This is a genomic window from Rhodococcus sp. RCBS9 (genome assembly GCF_029457415.1).
In the GTDB taxonomy this organism is placed as follows: Bacteria; Actinomycetota; Actinomycetes; order Mycobacteriales; family Mycobacteriaceae; genus Rhodococcus_F; species Rhodococcus_F qingshengii.
Map to the genome: position 1 here is coordinate 4092557 of NZ_CP120422.1, position 23919 is coordinate 4116475.

The window sequence follows — 23919 nt, forward strand, 5'->3', positions numbered from 1 at the left end:
ATTTCTTGTGTCGAAGTCTGATCAGATCATCGCCCGCAGCGGACCCTGCGGGTCTGCGCCGAGACGGCTCAGTGATGCGGCGTGGAAAACGGTGCTCGGCACGTGAATTGCGTGATGCTGTCCAGCATGAGCATCGCGCCAGAATCGCTGAAGCGGCTTGTCCATCCGCAATGCGTTGCCACCGCAGCGTGGGTAGACCTGATCGATTGCGTTGACGGCGCGCCAGGCGGCCTGTACCTGAGTCTGACGTCCCTCCGCGCGCTGCTCGAAGGTCACTTCCTTGCCAGCGTCCACTCGATCCCACATGCGGTCGACGTTGGCAAGCAGGGTGTCGCGCGCAGCCCGGATGTCGGCGGTTGCCTGACCGATGGCGAACAAGGTGTACGGGTCGTCCTTGATCGCCGTGCCCTGCGCGTTGATGCGATCGGCTTGGTACTCGTTGGCGTGGAAGAGCATTCCCTCGCAGATGCCGATCGTGGCGGCGGTGATTCCGAGGGGGAAAATGTTCGACCACGGCATGAGGTACAGCGTCTCGGTGCGCCCGTACTTGCGCACTGCCGTGCCGTCGATGACCTCGTCGCAGTCCATGACGCGGTAATCGGGGACATACGCATCCTTGACTACGAGATCCTTGGAGCCGGTGCCGCGAAGTCCCATGACATCCCACGAGTCTTCGATGATCTCGTAGTCGGTGCGCGGAATGATCACATGGAGCATGCGCGGCGGCATCTCCATGTTGCCGTCCTTGTCGCACGCCATCGCGCCGAGGAATGCCCAGTCGCAATGGTCGGTACCGGAGGAGAACTGCCAGCGACCGGAGAACTTGTAGCCGCCGTCGGTGGGGATACACATTCCGCCGGGCATGTACGGCGATGCCATCCAGGTGTCGGGATCGGATCCCCAGATCTCCTGCTGCACCTTGGGATCCGCGAACGCGAGTTGCCACGGGTGAACTCCGACGATCCCGTGGACCCAGCCGGCCGACGGGTTCAGTGAAGCCATGCGCATGACGGTTTCGGCGAATTCGCGCGGATGCGCCTCCATGCCGCCATGCTCCTTGGGCTGCAGCATGCGGATGGAACCGATTGCCTTCATCTTCTTGGCGGTGTCGTCGGCCACCCGGCCGATCCGCTCGGCCTCGATGCCTTCGGCGAAGATGTCGTCGGCCATCGCGTTGATCTGTTCGAGCACTTCGTACGTCATGTTGTTCCTTGCATCCAGTCTGGTTGTCTCAGCAGTGTTTTCGACTGCGGATCAGGAGGTTGTCTCGAGTGCCTGGGCGTCGCGTGCGGCAACGTTTTCGGCGACTTCCCGCTTCCAGCTCTCCACTGCGCGGGTGGTGTCGATCTCGAATTCGAAGCGCTTCGTCATGTCTTCCGTGACATTCTCGACGTCGGTGTAGAACTGGTTGTACCAGCGACGCAACTGGTAAACCGGGCCGTCCTCCTCGGAGAGCAGGGGGTTGTCGATCGGAGCTTTGTTCTTCCAGATCTCCACGTCCTGAAGGAATCCCATCTCGACGCCCTCGGTGAACTGCGCGGCCATCGCGGCAGTGGACTCGTCGTCCATACCGGGTAGCTTCTTGACCATCGCGCCGTACTGCAGGACGAACGCATTGTTCGAGATCGGGTAGTGGCAGTTGATCAGGACGGTCTCGATGATCTGCCCGTTGGCTTCGCTCTTGATCCAGTCGATCATGTACGACGGTCCGAAATATGAAGCATCCGAACGGAGCACAGCGTTGGGATCGCCGTAGTTGGTGCCGCTGATGACGTCCTCACGTCCCACCGATTCCATGTACTGGCTCGCGACATGACCTTCGAAGATGTTCTTGAAGTACTTGGGGAACGAGTAGTGAACGTAGAAGAAGTGGGCCATGTCCACGACGTTGTCGACGATCTCGCGGCAATGAGAGCCTTCGATGGTGAGCGTGTTCCAGCTCCAGTCGCTCCACTCATCGCTTCCGAAGCCCTCGATGTCGGGGATCGTGACCTCGGCGGGCGGGGGATTTCCCTGGGGATCGTGCCAGACGAACAGCTGACCGTTCTTCTCGAGAGTGATCCATGCCCGCGTCTTGGCCAGCGGCGGAACGCGTCGTGCGTAGGGGATCGCCGTACATTTTCCGTTACCGCCCCAACGCCAGTCGTGGAACGGGCAGGCGATCGAATCGCCCTTGACGGTTCCGTGAGCAAGGTTGCCACCCATGTGGCGGCAGTATGCGTCGAGAATCTTGATGTCGCCCTTGCTGTCGGCGAAGACGACAAGGCTGGTGCCGAATGCCTCGATCTGGTGGGGCTGACCGTCGCGATAGGTATTGCTCAGTCCGAGGCAGTGCCATCCACGTGCGAACCGTGCGGGAGGCGCTGCCGCTTCGATTTCTCGAATTTCCTCGCCGGCGCCCGTCTGCGTCGGGGTGTCCGTAGTGGTGAGTGGGCCGGTTCCGAGTGCCATGTCTTCCTCCGAGCCGCGTCTTGCGACGCTCCAGTGATGTGATCCGTCTCATACAACGACGAAGCGTCCGCTGGAGATACGGCAGTTCCCGCTGGATGGAACGCTTACTCGGTGACCTGCAGAGATTCAGCTCGCGAGTGTCGCCACATCGTCGATCGCGTAAGTCGCCCAGGCCCGGGCAGTGACGACCCCAGCGGGATCGGTGGCGACCAGAGCTACGTCGGCCACGCTCTCGTGGTCCTTCTCGTACGTCGCGAGCACTGTCACGGAGCAGTGCAGATCTGTTCCCGTGGAAGTCGCGGTGCAACGTCCGCGGAAGCGTCGTAGTGACGCCGAGCCGTAACGACGAGCAGCGAAATCAGCAAGGGCGGCAACGGAATCGGTTCCGGTGCCCGCTGTCGGGGCTTCCCGGACGAAGACCTCGGCCACCAGATGCCCGGTCTGGTCGTGGTATTCGGTGATCCGCTCGAGTGTCGAACTCAGCGCCCTCACGGATCCGGTGAGCAGTGCGCCTGGATCGGGGCGTCCGAAGAACACGACGTCCTGCTCGACGACGGCCCCGTCGGGTGCCGAGCGCACGGTGCCGTACAACGAGTCGAAATCGGAGAGGAGCGTGGTGGCAGTACGCGGAGCAGTTGCCGTGAAGTGGGCGGTACCGAGGTTGGTAGTCATGACACTCTCCGTTGGACGCGACCGAGACGCTGTCGTCTCGGTGGGTACATCGACGCTAACCACCGCTCTCGCGGGTGACGACGGGCTTCCCGCTGATCGGGAGCATTCTCGGATTCGATCGAAGAGGTGGAACCTGTTCCAGTTTTGTGCAATTCTGGATATCGTATCCGTGACCGGGAGCACATCTCGATGACTGCACGCGCCGAGCAGAAGGAAGACCAGATGACAGACGAGTTCGCTGACCTGCACCGACCGGTATACGGTCCGGACCTGCTCATCACCGCTCTGGAACGCAATCACGACAAGCCCGCGCTGTACCTCGGCGACGTGATCCTCACCGGCGGTCAGATGCGCGATCAGATCAGCTGCTTCGCCCAGGCGCTCGCGTCTTTGGGAATCACTCAGGGCACCAGCACCGCGATGCTGTCGAAGAATCGCCCCGAGGTTCTGATCAGTATGGGCGCGACCATGATCACCGGCTGCCGGGCGAGCGCCTTGAACCCGATGGGATCGCTCGACGACCACAAGTACATCGTCGACGACGCCGAGATCGAGACGCTGATCTTCGATCCCAATGCCTTCGAAGAGCGTGCCGCCGAGTTGAAGGCGTCGTCACCCTCGTTGACCAACGTGCTCTCGATGGGGCCGTCCGAGGTGGGAATCGACATCCTCGCGCTGGCTGCCACGTTCGAGCCCGCGCCGCTGAAGGCAGCGCACGTCGACGCCGAAGACGCCAGCAGCATGGTTTACACCGGTGGAACGACCGGCAAGCCCAAAGGTGTTGTCGGATCCTTCCGTTCGGGTGCTGCGCTCAATCAGATCCAGATGTCGGAGTGGCAGTGGCCCGAGGACAACCGCTTCCTCATCTGCACGCCACTCTCACACGCAGGTGCAGCGTTCTTCATCCCGACCTTGCTGCGCGGCGGTGCGTTGATCGTCCTGCCTGCCTTCGAGCCAGGTGCTGTGCTCGAAGCGATCGAGAAGCACAAGATCACGGCAACCATGTTGGTGCCCACCATGATCTACATGCTCATGGACCACCCCGATCTGCCCAAGCGGGACGTCTCGAGTTTGCAGACGCTGTTTTACGGAGCGTCCGCGATGTCTCCCGCCAGACTGCAGGAGGGCATCAAGAAGTTCGGTCAGATCTTCTTCCAGTTCTACGGTCAGACCGAGTGCGGCATGACTATCTCGGTGCTGCGCAAGGAAGAACACCTCGCCGACGATCCGGCCCGCCTCGCCACGTGTGGGCGTCCGGTGCCGTGGCTCGACGTCCGGTTGCTCGACGACGACCTCAACGAGGTGCCGCAGGGAGAACTCGGTGAGATCTGCGTCCGTGGCCCGCTGATCATGAAGGGCTACTGGAAGAAGCCGGCCGAAACCGCCGAGGCGTTCCGGGGTGGTTGGCTGCACACCGGCGACATCGCGCGCAAGGACAAGGACGGGTTCATGTCCATCGTCGATCGCAAGAAGGACATGATCGTGACCGGTGGTTTCAACGTGTTCCCCCGCGAAATCGAAGACGTGATCTCGGCGCATCCGTCCGTCGCGTCGGTGGCGGTAGTCGGTGTGCCGGACGACAAGTGGGGCGAAGCCGTCAAGGCCTGTGTCGTACTTCGTGCCGGACTGACCGTCGACACCGAGGAACTGGTCGACAAGGTGAAGGCAGCCAAGGGTTCGGTTCACGCTCCCAAGAGCATCGACTTCGTGGAATCACTCCCGCTGACACCGCTGGGCAAGCTGGACAAGAAGGCGCTGCGCGCGCGGTACTGGGAGACCAGCGCCCGCGCGGTCTAGGAACCAGCGTCGTGTAGCGAAGGGTCAGCGTTTCCAGACGTAACGACGTTCCGGGCGGCCCACCACTCCGTATTTCAGCGAAGTGGTGGACCGCCCGGTTTCGTAGAGGTATTCGAGGTAGCGCCTCGCGCTCGCGCGTGAGATGCCGACCCTCTCGGAAATGTCTGTGGCCGAGGCGGGTTCGGTTTCGTCTCGTAGTGCTGCCTCGACCAGCTGAAGGGTCTCAGGACTGAGTCCTTTCGGTAGACCCTTGAGGGACGACGCCGTTGTCGCGCCACCTGGCACGCCGAAAGCCTCGTCCACCGCCTCCTGTTCTGCTTCGCCGGAGCTGTCGAGATTCGCATATGTCGATCGGTAACGCTCGAGACGCTCACGGAGAACCTCGAACGTGAAGGGCTTCATCAGGTAATGCACGACGCCGCTGCGCAGCGCTTTCTTGACCGAGCCGGCCTCGCGCTCACTAGTGATGACAAGAACATCCAGCTCCGGTGCCAGCTCGCGAAACGGGGCGATCAGATCGAGTCCGGTGGTGCCGGGCAGGTGGACGTCGAGAAGCACCAGGTCGGGTTGCAACTCACCGACTGCGGCCAGCGCGGTCTCGGCCGAATGGGCAACGCCGCACACTTCGAAACCGTCTATCCGTGAGACGAATCCGCTGTGCACCTTCGCCACCATGAAGTCGTCGTCGACCACCAGTACCCGGATCATGCGCCCTCTCCGTCGTGTAGGACTGCGCTGAAGACAGTCCACTCGATGTCCTCTGCCGAACGAGTGCTCACGGTGACGTCGCCGCCCCGCCGACGACACGTCAGGCGCACCAGCGCCAAACCGAAACCGTGTCCGTCACTCGATTGTCCCTTGGTGCTCCAACCCTGGCCGAACACCCTGTCGCGATTCTCCGGCGCGATACCGGGGCCGGCGTCCTCGACCCGCACTTCGACCGCGGTGCCACGGCCCCGAATCGACAACCGAACCTTGCGGCGCGCGGCTTCCGGCATCTCACCGACGGCGTCGACGGCATTGTCGACGAGGTTTCCGACCACTGTCACGAGATCTCGTCCGAGTCTGCGGTCCACCGGTTCCAGATGCGTGTCCGCCGCCAGTTCGACCGTGACCAACCCCTGTGCAGCAGCACCTATCTTGGCGATCACGAGTGCGGCGGTGCCGACGTCGGCGATCTTCTCGGTCACGGTCGCGCTGACCTGCGCGCGCTCCATGGTCAGACCCTCGACGTAGCCGACCACCTCGTCGTATTCGCCGAGCTGGATGAGGCCGGAGATGGTGTGCAGTTGATTGTCGAACTCGTGGATGTGGGCGCGTAGTGCGTCGGTGCTGGTTTTGGTCACGTCGAGTTCTTCTTCCACGGAGCGCAATTCGGTGCGGTCGCGGAAAGTGGTGACCGACCCGATGGTGCGGCCTTTCGATTCGATCAAGACGGTGTTGAGGACGAGCAGGCGATCGCCGACAAGAACCAACTGATCGGATTCGGTTGTGCCGGAGGTCAGTACACTCTGGAGGCGGTCGTCGAGACCGAGGTCCCGCACCGATCTACCGGCGCTGCCGCGTGGGATGTCGAGGAGTTGGTGGGCACTGTCGCTCATCAGCACCACCTTTCCCTGCGCGTCGAATGCGATGACGCCTTCCTTGAGACCGCGCAGCATTGCTTCACGTTGGCGAACCAGGTCCAGGATCTCGCCGGCTTCCATGCCGAGGGTTTGCCGTTTTACCCTGCGGGCCAACAGGATCGACCCGACGCCGCCGAGAAGGGATGCCACCGCGAGGTATACCAGGAGATTCGGTGCAGACTGCAGCAGCCGTGTCCAGATCGAGGGGTACTCGATGCCGACGATCGCGGTTCCGGTAATCGCTCCTTCGCTGCCGAGAATCGGAACGTGCGCCTCCACGGCCTTGCCGGAGGGCGTGTCGACCAAACCCGTCCACGACCGATCCTCCGTCTGACGTGCGTCGATGCCGACATCACCGGGACGCGTCGAAATGACGACACTGCCGTCGGCGTCGGCAAGCGAGACGTAGGTGACGCCCGAGATGGCGCGTACCGAGTCGACCGAACCTTGTAGTCCGGAGCGGAGACGGGTCTGCGCCTGGGGGAGTAGCTCGCGTACTGCCGGATTGGCTGCGAGCGATTCCGCTGCCGAGAGTGCGCGACGTCCCTCCTCGCGTTGGAAACTCGCGGACGACTGCGCGAGGGAGAGGGCGGTGACGCACACGAGAACTGCAACGACGATCAGAAGTTGCAGTTCGAGAAGTTGTGTCGCCAGAGTGTGCCGGCGGCGAAACAGCCGGGCAAACAGAGACGACTTGCTCTCTCGCTCCGCCTGCTCGTTTCCTGAGGACACCAGCCAGACCCTAGCCTTCAGTTCGATGCCGGGAAAGCGGCCGTTCGTGAGCACAATGAGCACAAATCAATTTGCTTTCCCAATGGTGACCCCAGTCACAAAGTGCGTCAGTATGAAACCTGTTCACACATCGGTACCGGCAGACAAGGACGAAGCCATGAGCACATCGAAGCGGCTGAGCAGGCATATCGCCCTGCTCGGTGCCTGCGCGATGACTCTCGTGCTCTCGACCGGATGCACTCCGGTCGAGTCCTTCTTCGCCGGTGGCCGAGCGGGTGAGAGTTCCGAAGAACTGCGCGTACTGGTGCCCTCGGTGGCCGGTGGTGGTTACGACCTGACCGCCCGGACCATGGTGCAAGCACTGGCCGACGAAGGGACCGTCGACGCTGACGTCGTTGTGCTGCCCGGATCGGGCGGCATCGTCGGACTCAACCGGTTGGCTCTCGAAAGCGGGAATCCCGACCTACTCATGGTCATGGGGCTCGGAGTTCTCGGTTCGCTCGAGATACTGCCGTCCGAGCACACACTTGCCGACGTGACACCGATTGCGAGACTCGTCGAAGAACCGGAAGCGCTACTGGTTCCAGCAGATTCACCGTACAAAACTCTCGCCGATCTGACGCAGGCCTGGGTGGCGGATCCGTCGTCGATCTCGATCGGCGGTGGTTCGAGTGAAGGTGGACCGGACGGGTTGTTCCGCCTTCTGTTCGCACGGGCGGTCGGCGTCGATCCGTCGCGCTCCCCGTACCGCATCTACGACGGCGGCGGCGAACTGCTTCCCGCACTGCTCACGAGGCAGGTCGACGTAGCCGCCACCGGTATCGGTGAGTACCTCGATCAGATTGCGGCAGGCACGGTTCGGGTCCTTGCGGTCAGCTCGCCGGCCCGTACCCCGGCGGTGGATGCGCCCACGATGGCGGAGTCTGGCGTCGACGTCACGTTCACCAATTGGCGCGGCCTCATGGCGCCGCCGGGCCTGACGGACGATCAGCGTCAGCACTTGCAGAATTTGGTGCGGGATCTGGCGGCAAGTCCGCGCTGGAACGAGCTGTCTCGCCGAAACGGTTGGAACAGTGCAGTTCTCACCGAACCCGAGTTCTCCGCATTCCTCACCGATCAATCCCGGTTCGTCGACGCAACACTCGATCCGCCCGGCATCAACTGAGCACTACCGAAGTTTCGTTTCACCTCCACGAAGGTCACCGGCTCGATTTGCCGTGCCGTTTTTCTCGGCAATTCAGCACTAAAGGAGTTCATCATGCTCGTCACACTCGGCTTCCTCATGGTTGCGGTGTTCATGTTCCTGATTCTCACCAAACGCGCGACCCCGGTGGTGGGACTGACTCTGGTTCCGGTGGCCTTCGGACTACTTGCCGGGGCCGGCCTCGGAATCGGCGACATGATCACCGACGGCATCAAGTCGCTCGCACCCACCGCGGCGCTGTTGTTCTTCGCGATCATCTTCTTCGGAATCATGATCGACGTCGGCCTCTTCGATCCGCTGGTCAAGCTCATCCTGCGGATGGTGCGAGACGATCCGATGAGGCTCGTGGTCGGAACCGCAGTGCTCGCGATGGTGGTCTCGCTGGACGGAGACGGTTCGACGACCTTCATCATCGTGACCTCGGCGCTGCTTCCGCTCTACCTCAAACTCGGTGTCAGTCCCGTCGTTCTGACGGTGATCGCCGGCCTGTCCAACGCGACGATGAACATCATTCCGTGGGGCGGCCCGACCGTCCGGGCCGCGAGCGCGCTGGGACTCTCGCCCTCCGACGTGTTCGTGCCGATGGTGCCGTCGTTGATCGTCGGCCTGATCATGGTGCTCGGATTCGCGATTCACCTCGGGATCATGGAGCGCCGCAGGATCGGGACTTTGGTCCTGACTTCTGAGCGCATCCTCGAAAAGGTCGGAAACGGTGGAAGTTCCAGCACCGGTAGCGCCGGCACCGGCGGCTCGAACGACTCCGAGGACGACGGCGGCGACACCGGACGATTCATCGACGGCCTCGACCCCAAGCGGGACACCTTGCGGCCGAAATTGCTCTGGTTCAACGCTGCGCTGACGACGATCCTTCTCGTCGTACTCGTGATGGACATCCTGCCCATCCCGGTGCTGTTCATGATCGCGTCGTCGATCGCCCTCGCGGTGAACTTCCCGGCGGTCAAGGATCAGGGTGAAGCAATCGCACGCCATTCGTCGAGCATCGTCTCGGTGGTCGCGATGGTGCTGGCAGCAGCGGTGCTGACCGGCGTTTTCCAGGGAACCGGCATGGTCGAGGCGATGGCAGAGTGGCTGCTTCAGGTCATCCCCGACGCGATGGGCCCGCACCTCGCCGTCATCACGGGCGTCCTGAGTATCCCGCTCACGTTCTTCATGACCAACGACGCGTTCTACTTCGGTGTGCTGCCGGTGCTGTCCGAGACTGCAGCGCAGTACGGCATCGAGCCGGTGGAGATGGCGCGCGCCTCGATCACCGGGCAGGCCGTGCACATGCAGAGCCCGCTGGTCCCGGCGATCCTGCTACTGGTCACACTCGCCGGTGTTTCTCTGGCGGATCACCACAAGAAGGTTCTGTGGCGAGCGGGCCTGATCTCGATCACGATGCTCGTGGTCGGCGTCGGATTGGGGCAGATCCCCTTCTGAGCGCGATCAGTTGTGGAAGGGGCACCGGCCTTGGTCGGTGCCCTTCTTCTTTTTTGTCACGAAATTGGGCCGGATGTCGAGATCGGGCTCGTCGTACAGGCGGTGGAACGTCGGCGTGAGCGAGCTGGACATGGGCGGGTTCACCCATGACCAGTCGGTCGGGCACTTGCGCCCGGCCTTGTCCTCACGCGCGATGTGATCGATGAATTGCTTTGCGACAGTGTGATGGTCGACCATGATGACGCCGGCCTTGCGGTAGCTGTGGATAACTGCACGGTTCAGTTCGACCAGTGCGCGGTCCTTCCAGAGCGTGCGGTCGTGGCTCATGTCGAGCTCCATCATCGCTCCGATGGTGGGCAACATGTTGTAGCGATCGGTGTCGCTGAAGTTGCGTGCGCCTACCTCGGTGCTGACGTACCAACCACTGAACGGCGTGCAGGGATAAACGATTCCGCCGATGTCGAGGTTCATGTCCGAGACCGCAGGGACGGCATGCCATTTAAGCCCCAGATCAGCGAACCAGCTGTATTCGGGATGCTCGATCTCGACCTCGAGAATCAGGTCGGTCGGGACGTCGAAGTACTGCAGGGGTTCGTCGGGAACCGAAATCAGTACGGGGAGAACGTCGAACGGCGTACCGGCGCCCTTCCACCCCATCGCGGTGACCTGAGCAGTCAGATCGACGTGCCACGGGTCGCCCAGAATGGTGCCGTCAGGCTGCCGGTAGCCGGCGTAGCGGATCAGTTGCGGGCTGAGGATTCGGTACTCCTGACCGTCCTCGCGGGGGAGTGGTCCGACCGTCACGACCGACTGCAGAGCGCCGCCGTTGGTCGACAGTCGCAGGTGCTCCCAGCATGCTTCGGCGAGAGCGGAAGCCGTGACGGCATCGCGCGCGTCGATGAGTTTGAGGGTCCGCCAATGCGCGCGACCGACGCACCTGGCGTGGTTTCGCCACGCGAGTTTGGCGCCGACGAGCAATTCCTCCGCTGTGTGCGTGTAGGTGCCGGTCCGATGGAGTTCACGCAAGGCCTCACGCCGCCGAGACGTCGGGAGGTGGCCCAGTTCCGGAGAGTCGAAAAATTCGACGCACTCGAGTTCCCGACGTTGAAGCTCGGTCAGCGTCGGGGTAGTGGAGGCGATCTGGGACGTAAGCCCGCTATCGGTGGGCAATTCGTCCTGTCGAACAAAATCCACGGCACGACTCCTGTTTGGCTGGTTGAGATTTCGCTGAACGTTAGCTCGGCGATCGAGAGTGTCGAAGCTCTTGTTTATCTTGCACGCAAGAATAAGAAAGGGACGGTCACACCGCGAAATGGGGTCGCATTGTGACACTTGTCCAGAATGATTTACGAGTCAGACATTTGTGACATAAGCTGCAGACGAAATTCCGCGGCGGGTCTTGCCGCGTCTAGTCGGGACGAGGATGAGCGTGGATTCGCAAGCAATCTCTCTGGTCCGGTCGAGCTTCAAATCCGTCGCTGCGGTAGAAGATGGTCCGGAACGGCTCGCCCGTACCTTCTATTCGATCCTGTTCGCTCGATCGCCCGAAACCCGGGAGTTCTTTCCGGCAGCGATGGATGTGCAGCGTGACCGGCTTGTCAGCGCTATCGCTCACGTCGTCGAACGCCTCGACGAGTCCGACGCGATACTCGAGTACCTCGCGCAGCTCGGCCGCGATCACCGTAAGTACGGCGTCACCGACGAGCACTACACGGCAGTCGGCAATGCCCTGATCGAAGCACTCGAGACTTTCGGTGGCGCCGAAATGTGGACAGACGAGGTCGACAGCGCGTGGCGCAACGCGCTCGCGATCATCTCGGCAGCGATGATGGACGCCGCCAACGCGGAAGACGGTCCGCCCGCGTGGAGTGCCACGGTCATCGAATGCCGCCCGGTCATCAAGGGCGTCGCCGTCGTGCGGCTGCAACTCGACCAGACGATGGAGTACCGCGCCGGTCAGTACGTCAGCGTGCAGGTCGCCGCGAGGCCACGGATGTGGCGCTACCTCTCTCCGGCCACGCCGTACGACGGGACCGGAATCCTCGAGTTCCACATCCGCCAGGTCACCGGCGGGTGGGTCAGCCCGGTCATGGTGAACCAGACCGCTGTCGGTGACACCTGGGTGGTCGGTTCGCCCATCGGCGCCTTGGGGATTCCGGAGAACTCCAAGGACCTTTTGATGATCGCGTCGGGAACAGGTGTCGCGCCTCTTCGCGCTCAGATCCTCGAACTGATCCGACGCGGCAACACTCGCAAGGTCCAACTGTTCTACTCCGGACAGCATCCGTGCGATCTCTACGACCTTCCGCATCTGTGGAAGCTGGCCGAGAAGTACCCGTGGCTCACGATCATCCCGGTCTCCGAAGAAGACGAGAATCCGTGGTGGCACACCGAAGCGGAGCCACTGCCGCCGATCGGCATGAAGCGGCGCATCGTCGGCAAGGTCGGTAAGGTCGTGACCTCGTTCGGGGACTGGGCGGGCTACGACATTCAGGTCGTCGGCAGCGAATCCATGGTCAACAGCACCAAATTCAGGCTTCGCGCAGTGGGCATCGACGTCGACACCGTTCGCAACGACCCGACGTACTGACCGTCAGTACGGATCGAACTGAATGACCTCGGCCGGCGTTCCGGCCTCGATCAATCGATCACGCGTCGACCGAACCATGGCCGCCGATCCGCACACCAGGACCTGATGTTCGGTGAATGCACCGTACGACGCGACGACGTCGGCGAGCGTGCCTTCGATGAGATGATCGTCGCCGAATCCGATGTCGACGTTCAACCGGTCGAACCATCCGTCGGGCGGGCCGCCGTCGGAGAGATCTTCGACGACAGGAATGGGCTGCAACCACGGAAACTGGTCGGCGAGCAGCCACAGCATGTCCGCAGCATAGAGATCACGAAGCGTTCGGCCACCGAAGAAGAGGTACACCTGCGGCGGGTTCGGGGTCTGAGCCAGATCGAGAATGATCGACCGGAGTGGGGCCAAACCGGTTCCGCCCGCGACCATGATGACGGTGGGGCCGTTCTCGTCGACGGACAGGTTGCCGCGCGGGTCGAGGATCTGCCAGACGTCACCAGGCTGGGTGTCCTTGACTATCGAACCGCTGACCCAACCACCGGGAACCGTCTTGACGTGAAACTCCAACTTCCCGTCGTGTGAGGGAGGCAGTGCGGGGGAGAGTCGACGGAGCAACCGCGAATTCTGCGGGACGCTGACGTCGACGTACTGGCCGGGTCGGAACGGGACGACGTCGCCGACAAGACGAACAACCGCCAGATCCTCACGGAGACGGTGATGTTCGACGACTGTGCTCGACCAGGTTCGCTGGGCCATGAAAGTACTCCTGTAGTCAGTAGAGCGGGTCGTGCCGGATCTGGTCGAGCGGAGTTCCGCCGGCACGCAAGGCGTAGACGGTTGTCTTGATCATCGACGGTGACCCCGAGATCTGCACCTGGCGGTCGGCCCACGAGCCGAACTGCGCGACCACTTTTCCGATCGGTCCGATCAGCCGGCTGTGCATTCCGAACGGTGGTTCGAGCACCGGTCCGTTGTGCCACCAAGGGTTTTCGGGTTCTTCGGAAACCGGTACGACGGTCAACCACGGGTTGCTGAGCGAGATGTGCCAGAGGGTTTCGAGGTCGTAGAGATCGCACGGATAGCGGCCGCCGACGAACAGGTGCACGCGCGGGTTGTGCGCGCGTTGAGACATTTCCATCACCTGTGCCCGCAGTGGAGCGATACCGGTGCCGGACCCGATCATGAGAACGTCACGGTCGCTGGTGAAGTCGACCTCGAGACCGCCGAGGGGAGTGGACATGACCCAGCGGTCACCGACGTTGGTTTCGCTGACGATCGCGGGGCTGACCCATCCTCCCGACACCTTGCGGATGTGGAACTCGAGCTGACCGAAAGGGTTGGTCGGAATCGCCGGTGAGTAGTACCGCCACATTTTCGGGCGCTGGGGAATCTGAACACCTACGTATTGCCCCGCCCCGTACGGAATGGGTGGGTCGGCTTCGAGGCGAACAATCGCCAGATCGTCGAGGACTCGTTCGTGACTGACCACGGTTGCGCCCCAGAGCGCCGGGGTCGTATCGGATTCGGCGCCGTCGGCCATCGTGCCGACGACGAGGTCGGTGAACTGAGACCAGGCCTCGTCCAGCTCCGGCGTCCACTTGTAGCGGCTGTGCGCGCTCGTGCCGTACATCGACCGAACCGCACGCTTCAGAGCGACGCCGGCGGCCTCGTAGTGCTCACGCTCGACGCCGTAGCGACGGTGGTCGCGGCCGAGTTGGGTGAGGAACTTTCGGATTCGGCGATGCTGGGGCAGATTCTTCACGACGAACTCGATGGCTCTGAAGAAACGGTGGCCCTGCGATTCCATCCCGGCGGGGAACAATGAGCGGTACAGAGGATGTTCCGCAAAGAGGCCGGTGTAGAACACTGCCGAGAAGTGCGCACGGCTCTCTTCGTCGTCGGTCAGAGAATCGAGGCTGGATTGCAGACGGGCGATCACTGTCGGATCCAATCCATCCCCCTTTCGCACCAGCTGCAACTCTCGCCACAATTCTAGTACGGCTGAAAATGTGACCTACGAAACCAACTCGGCCTGGCGAAAACAAACTTGAGCGGAATAGACTCAAGTTTGTCCGCGTTGAGCATATTGACACAGTCGCAATACCAACCGGTCGCGGCTCTTCCCGTTCGACTTCGCCAGAAAGGTGACAAGTGGACTCGTTCACACCAACAACCAAGACCCAGGCTGCGATGACGGCTGCACTGCAGTCGGCGTCGTCGGCGGGTAACCCCGATATCCGGCCTGCCCATCTGCTGGTCGCATTGCTCGACCAGACCGACGGCATCGCTGCCCCACTCCTCAAAGCTGTAGGCGTCGACCCCACGGTCGTACACCGTGAAGCACAGGCAATCGTCGATCGCCTACCCAAGACAACCGGCGCAAGCTCCACCCCGCAACTCGGGCGTGAGGCACTCGCGGCACTCACTGCTGCTCAGCACCTCGCCACCGAGATGGACGACGAATACGTCTCCACCGAGCACGTCCTCTACGGACTGGCCGGCGGGGACTCCGACGTCGCACAGTTGCTCGTACGTCATGGCGCTACCCAGGACGCATTGCGTGAAGCCTTCACCACCGTCCGCGGCAGCGCTCGCGTCACCAGCCCGGAGCCCGAAGGCACCTACCAAGCGCTGGAAAAGTACTCCACCGACCTCACCGAAGCTGCACGTAGCGGCAAGCTCGACCCGGTGATCGGTCGCGACACCGAGATTCGCCGTGTCGTGCAGGTGCTCTCGCGTCGTACCAAGAACAACCCGGTACTCATCGGTGAGCCCGGCGTCGGCAAGACCGCGATCGTGGAGGGCCTTGCCCAACGCATCGTCGCGGGTGACGTCCCGGAATCGCTGCGAGGCAAGACCGTCGTGTCCCTGGATCTCGGGTCCATGGTCGCCGGTGCCAAGTTCCGCGGTGAATTCGAAGAACGCCTCAAGGCTGTCCTCGACGACATCAAGAACAGTGCCGGACAGGTCATCACCTTCATCGACGAATTGCACACCATCGTCGGCGCCGGAGCCACCGGTGAATCCGCGATGGACGCAGGCAACATGATCAAGCCGATGCTCGCCCGTGGTGAGCTGCGACTGGTCGGTGCGACCACACTCGAGGAGTACCGCAAGTACATCGAGAAGGACGCAGCACTCGAGCGTCGTTTCCAGCAGGTGCTCGTCGGTGAGCCCTCGGTCGAGGACACCATCGGTATCCTGCGCGGCCTCAAGGAGCGCTACGAGGTGCACCACGGCGTGCGCATCACCGACTCCGCGTTGGTGGCGGCTGCCGCGCTGTCGGACCGCTACATCACGTCGCGGTTCCTGCCGGACAAGGCCATCGACCTCGTGGACGAAGCCGCATCGCGACTTCGTATGGAGATCGACTCGCGTCCCGTCGAGATCGACGAGGTGGAACGCACGGTTCGCCGACTCGAAATCGAAGAAGTGGCACTCGAGAAGGAAACCGACGACGCGTCCAAGGCTCGGCTCGAGAAGCTGCGTCAGGAACTCGCGGACGACCGCGAAAAGCTCAATCAGCTCAGCACCCGCTGGCAGAACGAAAAGCAGGCCATCGACTCGGTGCGCGTGCTGAAGGAACAGCTCGAAACCCTGCGAGGAGAGTCCGAACGCGCTGAGCGTGACGGCGATCTGGGCAAGGCAGCCGAGTTGCGCTACGGCCGTATCCCGGCGCTCGAGAAGGAACTGGAAGAGGCAGCAGCCGCTTCCGGAGCTGCCTCCGACGGTGACGTGATGCTCAAGGAAGAGGTCGGGCCCGACGACGTCGCAGACGTGGTCGCAGCCTGGACCGGAATCCCCGCCGGCCGGATGATGGAAGGCGAAACCGAGAAGCTGCTCCGCATGGAGTCCGAACTCGGCAAGCGCGTCGTCGGCCAGACCGACGCCGTCGTCGCCGTCTCGGATGCGGTTCGCCGCGCCCGAGCAGGTGTCGCCGACCCCAATCGGCCCACCGGTTCCTTCCTGTTCCTCGGCCCGACCGGCGTCGGTAAGACGGAGCTCGCCAAAGCCTTGGCGGACTTCCTCTTCGACGACGAGCGCGCGATGATCCGTATCGACATGAGCGAATACGGTGAGAAGCACTCGGTGGCCCGACTCGTCGGTGCCCCTCCGGGATACGTCGGTTACGAAGCCGGCGGCCAGCTCACCGAAGCAGTTCGGCGACGCCCGTACTCGGTGGTCCTCTTCGACGAGGTCGAGAAGGCACACCCGGACGTGTTCGACGTCCTGCTTGCAGTGCTCGACGAAGGCCGACTGACCGACGGTCAAGGCCGCACGGTGGACTTCCGCAACACCATCTTGATCCTGACCTCCAACCTGGGATCCGGTGGCACGCGGGAGCAGGTCATGGATGCGGTACGCCACGCGTTCAAGCCGGAGTTCATCAACCGTCTCGACGACGTGGTCATCTTCGACTCGCTCTCCGAGGAGCAGTTGGAGCACATCGTGGACATCCAGCTCGAGCAGTTGCAGAAGCGTCTGGCTGCGCGTCGTCTCACCCTCGAGGTGAACGGTGCGGCTCGGATGTGGCTCGCAGTGCGCGGCTACGACCCGCTGTACGGCGCTCGGCCATTGCGTCGACTCGTTCAGCAGTCGATCGGCGACCAGCTCGCCAAGCTGCTCCTGGCCGGCAAGGTCCAGGACGGCGACACCGTGCACGTCGGTGTCAGCGAGGACGCGGATCAGTTGGTTCTCTCCTGATTCGGTAAGCGGAATGCCCCGTCGATCCACTTGGATCGGCGGGGCATTCGCATTTTGTTCTACCCTGGATGGCTGGATGCTCGAACCGGGGACGAGTGCACCCGCGCCTCTCCGAACGACTCCGACGCTCTTTCGTCCCAACCGAAGGTGAGCCAGGCATGACCGATGAGAACGATCCGCGTAACTCGGGTGGGCCGCGCCGTGAGGATCCCGAGGCCACCGAGGTGTGGGGGCGTACGCCCGACCAGCCGACGGAGCAGTACGGGACGGTGTCCGGCCAGAATCCGAACCAGCCGACGGAGTATTTCGGTCAGCAGCCGGGGGCACAGCAGTATCCGGGGGCACAGCAGTATCCCTACGGCGGACCGGATCAGAACACGGAGTACTTGGGGCAGCAGGGGCAGCAGCCGAATCCCACTCAGGCGTTCCCTGCCTACAACCCGCAGTTCGATCCGCAGGCGCCGCCGCCTGGTGCGACGCAGGCCTATCCGCCGTACACCGCTCAGCAGTACGGGAACCCGGATCAGTACGGGAACACGCAGCAGTACGGAAATACACAGCAGTATCCGGTTGCCGGTGGTGGCGGTGGAGTTCCGCCGGAACAGCCGTTCATCGACGATGGATCGTCGGGCGGCGGTAAGAAGCGCAAGCTCGCGACGTGGGTGGCCGCCGGTGTGGTCGGGATCCTGGTCGCCGTGATCGCGATCATCGCGTTCTCGGCGTTCGGCTCGAACGACAAGGGCACCCAGACCGCTTTCGTTCCCCCGACCACCACGACGCAGGCGCCGACCACGACACCGCCGAAGGCCAGCACCACGGCGCCGACTCCGACGACGGATTCTCCGCTCAGCCAGCTTCCAGGCGGGCTCGGCGAAGTCATCGGTGACGCCGGGGGAGCCGTCGGCACCGTGAAGTCGAACGACGGCGGCACGTTGGTCATCGATTCGATCGGGGGTTCGCAGGTGACGATTCTGACCACCGCGGACACCACGCTCATCGCGCTCAACCGCGCCACCATCGCCGATCTGCAACCGGGAGACAACATCGTCGTTGACGGAACGCCGGTGGAGAACGGCACGATGACCGCCAACACGATTCTGAGTACGTCGCTGCCGAAGTTCGGCAACTGAGTCGTTCACGACACATCGGGCGAGTCCACCAGGGTGTCGCGGGAGGTTGAGGCCGCGAGTCGCTACCCTGGAGGGTGATGACTGGAATGTGGTTCGGACTGGCAGCAATTGCACTCGCAGGCGCGGGTGCGCTTCTGTACGTCGACAGGACGAGGCGAGATCAATCCGGGCGAGTGCGTCAGATCTGGGCCAAGGCGCAGGGTTACACGTACACGGCCACTGACGATCAGCTGGCAGGTGAATGGCACCGCGCGGTCATGGCCAAGCAGGACTACCTCACTGCTACCGACGTCGTCCGCGGCCGCCGTCGCGGAGAGCAGTTCGTGCTGTTCGACCTGGAGGAGACCGCAACCATCGTGGCTGTTCGCCGCGAGATCGGGTCGGACGTCGACATCGATCTTCGGTTGAAGTCGACGGCTCCGCCCAAGGACGGCGACCTGAACCTGTTGGGTGCGATCGGTTCACGAGTCGTCTTCGCGACCGATCTCGAGATCGCACGTCGTGTCTGTGATCAGCGCATGGTGGCGTTCACCGAATCGGTTCCGCCGTCGATCAGCATGCTGTGGAGCGAAGGGCAGTGGACGCTCGGTTCGCTTCCGGTGACCAGTAACGGCCGGGACTGGGACGCGGCAATCGAGTCGGTTGCGCGCCTGTCCGGCATTCTGCATGTCCTGCCTCCCGTCACCGATCCCAACGAACTCGAGGTCGATCACGATCCGAGCCGCCCGCGGCCGGGCGCCGAGAAGTCTCGCCCAACTCCGGATCCGGTAGAACAGCCCCGTTCGCGTCAAGAGCAGCCGCCCCGTGACGCTCCGCCGCGTGAATTTGCCCCGCGTGAGTCCGCACCGCGTGAGCCCGCACCGCGGGAATCTGCGCCACGTCCGGATCAATCGCTGCGCAAGCCCGAGGCGGCTGACAAGCCGGCTCAGCGTCCGGCGTCGCAGCGCTCGGGCACAATTCGCCCGGTCGACTGACCTTTAAGGTTCCCGTCCAGGCGCGATAACCACTAGCGTGGCCGGTATGTCGACTTCCCACTCGGATCGCCCTGTGCGTCCCGTTGCCCTGGTGACCGGACCCACCTCTGGTCTCGGCGCCGGTTTCGCCAAGAAATACGCCTCCCTCGGATACGACCTGGTTCTCGTCGCACGTGACGAGGTCAGATTGCACGACCTCGCGTCCGAGTTGAAGACGATGTTCGGCACCGAGTCGGAGATTCTGGTTGCCGATCTCGCATCGGAGGCCGGACGCGACACGGTCGCGCTTCGTTTGGAGAAGGGCGTCGAGGTGTTGGTGAACAACGCCGGGTTCGGTACCTCCGGCGAGTTCTGGACCGCCGATCCGGCGCTTCTTCAGTCTCAACTCGACGTCAACGTCACCGCCGTGATGCGGCTGACCCGTGCGGCGCTGCCCAGCATGATCGCGTCGGCGCACGGAACGATTGTCAACGTGGCGAGCGTCGCGGGCCTGCTGTCCGGGCGGGGTTCGACGTATTCGGCAAGCAAGGCCTATGTCATCTCGTTCACCGAAGGGCTGTCCGGCGGGTTGGCCGGGACGGGAGTGCGCGTGCAGGCGCTGTGCCCGGGCTTCATTCGCACCGAGTTCCACGAGCGCGCGGGCATCGAGATGTCCACGATCCCCAAGCCGATGTGGCTGAGCGTCGACCAGGTGGTTGCGGCGTCGATGAAGGATCTCGGTGACGACAAGGTCATCAGTATTCCGGGATTCCAGTACAAGGTCCTCACGACGGCCGGGCGTCTCGTTCCCAAGGGGCTGGTTCGCCGGCTGACCAACATCGTCGGACGTGGCCGCGGGCGGACGTAGCCCAGAGGCGGAAGCCGGACGTAGCCCAGAGGCAGAAGCCGAACACAAGGCAGTGGTCGGTAGGCTGAGCACTCATGAGCGATCGTGAGGATTTGGCTGCGCTGGTGCGCGAATTGGCTGTTGTACACGGAAAGGTGACATTGTCCTCGGGCAAGGAAGCCGATTACTACGTCGACCTTCGCCGCGCGACACTTCACCATAAGGCAGCGCCGCTGATCGGCTCGCTGCTGCGTGAACTGGTCGCGGACTGGGATTTCGACGCCGTCGGCGGTTTGACGATGGGCGCCGACCCGGTTGCCATGGCGGTGATGCACGCTCCCGGCCGACCGATCGATGCGTTTGTCGTCCGCAAGGCCGCGAAGGCCCACGGGATGCAGCGCCAGATCGAGGGCCCGGACATCGTCGGCAAGCGTGTCCTGGTTGTCGAGGACACGACCACGACGGGCAATTCGCCGTTGACAGCAGTGAAGGCCCTGCGCGAGGCAGGGGCCACCGTGGTCGGAGTCGCTACGGTCGTCGATCGCGCGACGGGTGCGGATGCGGTGATCGGTGCCGAGGGCGTCGAGTACCGCTCGCTGCTGGGCCTGGAAGATCTGAACCTGAGCTGACGCCCCGTGAGTGGTTAAGGAGTCCCTGCACTCCTCAACCACTCACAGGGGTCAGTCGCCTACGGTGACGGCGAGTGCTTCGTCGACGCTGTGCGGCGCGGGATCGTGGTCGTCGACGTGAGCGAGAACCTTACGTCCGCTCGACAGGACGAATACGGCGGCGAGGGTGAGCACCGCGCCGACCCAGAACGGCATGTGGACGTTGGATTCGCCGAGCTTGCCGGCTACCCACGGAGCAGCGGCGCCGCCGACGAATCGAACGAAGCTGTAAGCAGCCGAGGCGGTCGACCGCTCCACGGGAGCTGAGATCATGACGGTTTCGGTGATGAGTGTGTTGTTCACGCCGAGGAACAAACCGGCGAGGACGACACCGACGATCAAGACGATCTTGTTCTCGGTGAACAGCGCCATCATGCCCAGGTCGAGTGCGAACAGGGTCAGTGCCAGCATCATCATCGGCAGGGTGCCGAAGCGTCGTTGCAGGCGAGGGGCGAGGAAAACCGACGAGATCGCCAGCATCAGGCCCCAACCGAAGAAGATGAATCCGATCGGGTACGCCCCCATGTCGAGGGGGAACGGCGTGTACGCGAGCAGCGTGAAGAATCCGTAGTTGTAGAGCAGCGCGGTGATGGCAACGGTGAGTAGCCCGCGGTGCCGCAACGCCTGGAAGGGCGCGGCGATGGACGTGTGGTGTTCGGGCTTGGGTGCGCTCGGAAGCATCACCACGATGAGAATGAAGGCGACCGCCATCAGGGCTGCGACGCCGAAGAACGGTGCGCGCCAGCTGATGTCACCGAGAACTCCGCCGACCAGCGGTCCGACTGCGATACCGATGCCCAATGCAGCCTCGTACAGGATGATCGCCCGTGCCACGCCGCCGCTGGCCGCGCCGACGATTGCCGCGAGCGCCGTTGCGATGAACAGTGCATTGCCGAGTCCCCAGCCCGCACGGAATCCGACGATCTGGCCGATGGTGCTGGAAGCGCCTGCCAGAGAAGCGAACACGATGATGATGGCAAGGCCTGCAAGAAGTGTTTTCTTGGCGCCGATGCGGCTGGACACCACACCGGTGATGAGCATGGCCACGCCGGTGACGAGCATGTAGCTGGTGAACAGCAGCGAAACCTGCGACGGTGTGGCGTCGAGTTGTTCGCCGATCGGCTTGAGGATCGGATCGACCAATCCGATGCCCATGAAGGCGATGACGCTGGCAAAGGCTACCGCCCACACCGCTTTCGGTTGTTTCAGGAGGCTCGGCGGAGCCTCGTTCTGGTGCGTTGATGTCGCGGTCGTGTTGCTCACGGCCACCTCCTTTTTCAGTGGTGGGTGTTTCAGCTGGGATCGGAAGTCTTGATGATGGACCGCAATTCGGCCAATCCGTCGGCCAGTTTCTTGATCTGCTCGGGCCCGAGTTCGACGAAGTGGGGGACTAGAGCGTCGGCGATCTCGTTTCGACCGTCGTTCAAGATCTTTCGGCCCTTGTCCGTCATGGCCACTCGAACTGCCCGGGCGTCCTCGGGGTCGGCGCGGCGTTCGACGTAACCGTTCTCGCCGAGTTTGCGCAGTAGTGCAGTGGCAGAGGGCTGCGAGCTTCTGTCGAGTCGAGCGAAGTCGCTGATCCGCATTTCGCCGTATTCCTCGAGTAACGAGAGTGCGCGCAGCCAGGCGCGTGGGTACTGATCGGACGCGAAGGAGCCTGCCAGCTTCGCGAAGCGGTGCGTATTGCTCACGAGGTCGACGAGTAGTTCGTGCAGTTGCTGTTCTTCGTCTGTCACGAAGAATATTATTGCATAGGTTAACTATGTAAATCAACGAGTCCGTGGAAGGTGGTCCGTCACGGCGGTGGCTACCAGCGACGGCACATCGAGGTCGGGTGCGACGAGTGCGAGGCTTCGATTTGCCGCCAGCACTGCGATGCCGTGGGTTCCGGTCCAGATGTTCAACGCAGATGTGGTGGGATCGGAGGCGTCGGCCTCTTCGGTCAGGGATTGCAGGGCGGCGAAGAGTGGGAGAGAAGACTCTCGGAGGTTGCTGCCTGCGCCCTCGAGGAGGTCGTGGCGAAACATCAACTCGAACATCGCCGGTCGCTCCTGGGCGAATGACACGTATTCGATTGCTGCCGAGATCAATCGGCTACGAGCGGGTTGTTTGCCGGCGAGGACGGGATTGAGTCTGTCGGCGAGATCGCGCAGGCCGTGTGAGGCAATTGCGGCTAGCAGGCTGTTGTGGGTCGGAAAGTATCTCCGCGGGGCGCCGTGCGACACGCCCGCCCGACGCGCTATCTCCCGTAGCGTCAGTTCTGTGGCGCCGTCGGCATCGAGAATCTCGACGCCGGTGGCGACGAGTGTTTCGCGAAGGCTGCTGACAGTCATGGAAGACAGTGTCTACTATTCTCGTCGTAGACACTGTCTACTAGACGGAAAAGGTGATGCCCTGTGCTCTATTGGCTGTTCAAATACGTCCTGATCGGCCCGGTCCTCTGGCTGTTCGGGCGGCCGACGATCGAGGGGCAGCACCACATCCCCAAGAAAGGGCCGGTGATTCTCGCCGGCAACCATCGGGCAGTCGTCGACTCGTTCTTCCTGGTTCTCATGGTGCGCCGACGCATCACCTTCGTCGCGAAGAGTGAATATTTCACCGGGACCGGTGTGAAGGGCGCGATGCAGCGCTGGTTCTTCGGTGGGGCCGGTCAGGTGCCGATCGACCGTAGCGGCGCCGACGCCTCCCGTGCGGCGTTGGACACGGCCATCGGGATTCTCGACAAGGGTGGTGTCTGGGGGATCTACCCCGAGGGAACACGATCACCCGACGGTTGCCTGTACAAGGGAAAGACCGGAGCGATTCGAGTTGCCTTGGAAACCGGGGCGCCGGTCATTCCCGTAGTCGTACACGGCGGCGACGCAGTCAACCCGCCGGGTACGCGGATGTGGCGCTTCAGCAAGGTCCGGATCACGGTAGGGGAGCCGATCGACTTCTCTCGGTACCGCGAACTTCGTGGCTACCAGGCCGTCGTGCGTGCGGCGACGGACGAATTGATGGCAGTGCTCTGTGACCAGTCGGGGCAGGAATACGTCGATGTCTACGGCGCGGACGTCAAATCCGGCGATGCCGCCTGAGTGACCCAGTACGGTCGCTGTTGGACGTGTAACCA

General features: G+C 62.9%; 21 protein-coding genes. 10 read left to right on the plus strand and 11 right to left on the minus strand.

What is annotated here, in order from left to right; genetic code table 11:
- Positions 1-21 precede the first annotated feature (21 nt).
- From P0M12_RS19240 to P0M12_RS19250, 3 genes are all read right to left on the minus strand, one after another.
- Positions 22-1203, minus strand: coding sequence for an acyl-CoA dehydrogenase family protein (locus P0M12_RS19240; protein ID WP_003944352.1), 1182 nt, complete (start codon positions 1201-1203; stop codon positions 22-24).
- Positions 1204-1254: 51 nt separating this feature from the next.
- Complete coding sequence (locus tag P0M12_RS19245; RefSeq protein ID WP_003944428.1) at positions 1255-2451, minus strand: Rieske 2Fe-2S domain-containing protein; 1197 nt, start codon at positions 2449-2451, stop codon at positions 1255-1257.
- 126 nt (positions 2452-2577) lie between these two features.
- Positions 2578-3123, minus strand: coding sequence for a hypothetical protein (locus P0M12_RS19250; protein ID WP_003944299.1), 546 nt, complete (start codon positions 3121-3123; stop codon positions 2578-2580).
- Between the two features lie 222 nt (positions 3124-3345).
- Here P0M12_RS19250 and P0M12_RS19255 point away from each other — a divergent pair, with 222 nt between their 5' ends.
- A complete protein-coding gene (locus P0M12_RS19255) occupies positions 3346-4920 on the plus strand; it encodes an AMP-binding protein (protein WP_039972740.1) in 1575 nt (524 codons plus the stop codon).
- Positions 4921-4944: 24 nt separating this feature from the next.
- Here the strand turns inward: P0M12_RS19255 and P0M12_RS19260 are convergent, their stop codons facing one another.
- Both P0M12_RS19260 and P0M12_RS19265 read right to left on the minus strand, forming a co-directional pair.
- Positions 4945-5628: a response regulator gene (locus P0M12_RS19260; RefSeq protein WP_125050437.1), complete on the minus strand. Its 684-nt coding sequence runs from the start codon at positions 5626-5628 to the stop codon at positions 4945-4947.
- Positions 5625-7277 carry an ATP-binding protein gene (locus tag P0M12_RS19265; RefSeq protein WP_230359592.1) on the minus strand — a complete coding sequence of 551 codons (1653 nt, stop codon included), beginning with the start codon at positions 7275-7277 and terminating at the stop codon, positions 5625-5627. Before P0M12_RS19265 ends, P0M12_RS19260 begins: the two co-directional genes overlap by 4 nt.
- Positions 7278-7434: 157 nt before the next feature.
- On the opposite strand from P0M12_RS19265, the gene P0M12_RS19270 reads away from it, so the two are divergent.
- Positions 7435-8442, plus strand: a complete 1008-nt coding sequence (locus tag P0M12_RS19270) for a tripartite tricarboxylate transporter substrate-binding protein (protein ID WP_231915012.1) — start codon at positions 7435-7437, stop codon at positions 8440-8442.
- Positions 8443-8535: 93 nt separating this feature from the next.
- Positions 8536-9921 (plus strand): citrate:proton symporter, encoded by a 1386-nt coding sequence (locus P0M12_RS19275; protein WP_003944372.1) that lies wholly within the window; start codon positions 8536-8538, stop codon positions 9919-9921.
- 6 nt (positions 9922-9927) lie between these two features.
- Here P0M12_RS19275 and P0M12_RS19280 read toward each other — a convergent pair whose 3' ends face one another.
- A complete protein-coding gene (locus tag P0M12_RS19280; protein WP_082845667.1) occupies positions 9928-11115 on the minus strand; it encodes a nitric oxide synthase oxygenase in 1188 nt (395 codons plus the stop codon).
- Between the two features lie 235 nt (positions 11116-11350).
- On the opposite strand from P0M12_RS19280, the gene P0M12_RS19285 reads away from it, so the two are divergent.
- The gene (locus tag P0M12_RS19285; protein ID WP_003944359.1) at positions 11351-12511 is read left to right on the plus strand and encodes a globin domain-containing protein; all 1161 of its coding nucleotides are present in this window, start codon (positions 11351-11353) and stop codon (positions 12509-12511) included.
- Positions 12512-12514: 3 nt separating this feature from the next.
- Here P0M12_RS19285 and P0M12_RS19290 read toward each other — a convergent pair whose 3' ends face one another.
- Entirely contained in the window at positions 12515-13261 is a 747-nt protein-coding gene (locus P0M12_RS19290; RefSeq protein WP_003944435.1) for an FAD-binding oxidoreductase, read from the minus strand.
- Between the two features lie 16 nt (positions 13262-13277).
- Positions 13278-14444: an FAD-binding oxidoreductase gene (locus P0M12_RS19295; protein WP_037131510.1), complete on the minus strand. Its 1167-nt coding sequence runs from the start codon at positions 14442-14444 to the stop codon at positions 13278-13280.
- Positions 14445-14656: 212 nt separating this feature from the next.
- Here P0M12_RS19295 and clpB point away from each other — a divergent pair, with 212 nt between their 5' ends.
- From clpB to pyrE, 5 genes are all read left to right on the plus strand, one after another.
- On the plus strand, positions 14657-17209 hold the full coding sequence (gene clpB / locus P0M12_RS19300) for an ATP-dependent chaperone ClpB (protein WP_007726750.1): 2553 nt from the start codon (positions 14657-14659) through the stop codon (positions 17207-17209).
- 158 nt (positions 17210-17367) lie between these two features.
- The gene (locus P0M12_RS19305) at positions 17368-18339 is read left to right on the plus strand and encodes a hypothetical protein (RefSeq protein WP_003944332.1); all 972 of its coding nucleotides are present in this window, start codon (positions 17368-17370) and stop codon (positions 18337-18339) included.
- Positions 18340-18425: 86 nt separating this feature from the next.
- The gene (locus tag P0M12_RS19310; RefSeq protein WP_003944407.1) at positions 18426-19313 is read left to right on the plus strand and encodes a hypothetical protein; all 888 of its coding nucleotides are present in this window, start codon (positions 18426-18428) and stop codon (positions 19311-19313) included.
- Between the two features lie 46 nt (positions 19314-19359).
- Positions 19360-20160, plus strand: a complete 801-nt coding sequence (locus tag P0M12_RS19315) for an SDR family oxidoreductase (protein WP_037131478.1) — start codon at positions 19360-19362, stop codon at positions 20158-20160.
- A gap of 74 nt (positions 20161-20234) precedes the next feature.
- Complete coding sequence (gene pyrE, locus P0M12_RS19320) at positions 20235-20768, plus strand: orotate phosphoribosyltransferase (RefSeq protein WP_003944385.1); 534 nt, start codon at positions 20235-20237, stop codon at positions 20766-20768.
- 51 nt (positions 20769-20819) lie between these two features.
- On the opposite strand, the gene P0M12_RS19325 is transcribed toward pyrE, so the two are convergent.
- The 3 genes from P0M12_RS19325 to P0M12_RS19335 are packed head-to-tail and all read right to left on the minus strand — an operon-like array spanning position 20820 to position 23140.
- Positions 20820-22076, minus strand: coding sequence for an MFS transporter (locus tag P0M12_RS19325; protein ID WP_003944384.1), 1257 nt, complete (start codon positions 22074-22076; stop codon positions 20820-20822).
- A 23-nt stretch (positions 22077-22099) separates the two neighbouring features.
- Positions 22100-22543, minus strand: a complete 444-nt coding sequence (locus P0M12_RS19330) for a MarR family transcriptional regulator (protein WP_003944339.1) — start codon at positions 22541-22543, stop codon at positions 22100-22102.
- Positions 22544-22576: 33 nt separating this feature from the next.
- Positions 22577-23140, minus strand: a complete 564-nt coding sequence (locus tag P0M12_RS19335) for a TetR/AcrR family transcriptional regulator (protein WP_042452191.1) — start codon at positions 23138-23140, stop codon at positions 22577-22579.
- Between the two features lie 63 nt (positions 23141-23203).
- On the opposite strand from P0M12_RS19335, the gene P0M12_RS19340 reads away from it, so the two are divergent.
- A complete protein-coding gene (locus P0M12_RS19340; protein WP_003944312.1) occupies positions 23204-23884 on the plus strand; it encodes a lysophospholipid acyltransferase family protein in 681 nt (226 codons plus the stop codon).
- Positions 23885-23919: the final 35 nt, after the last annotated feature.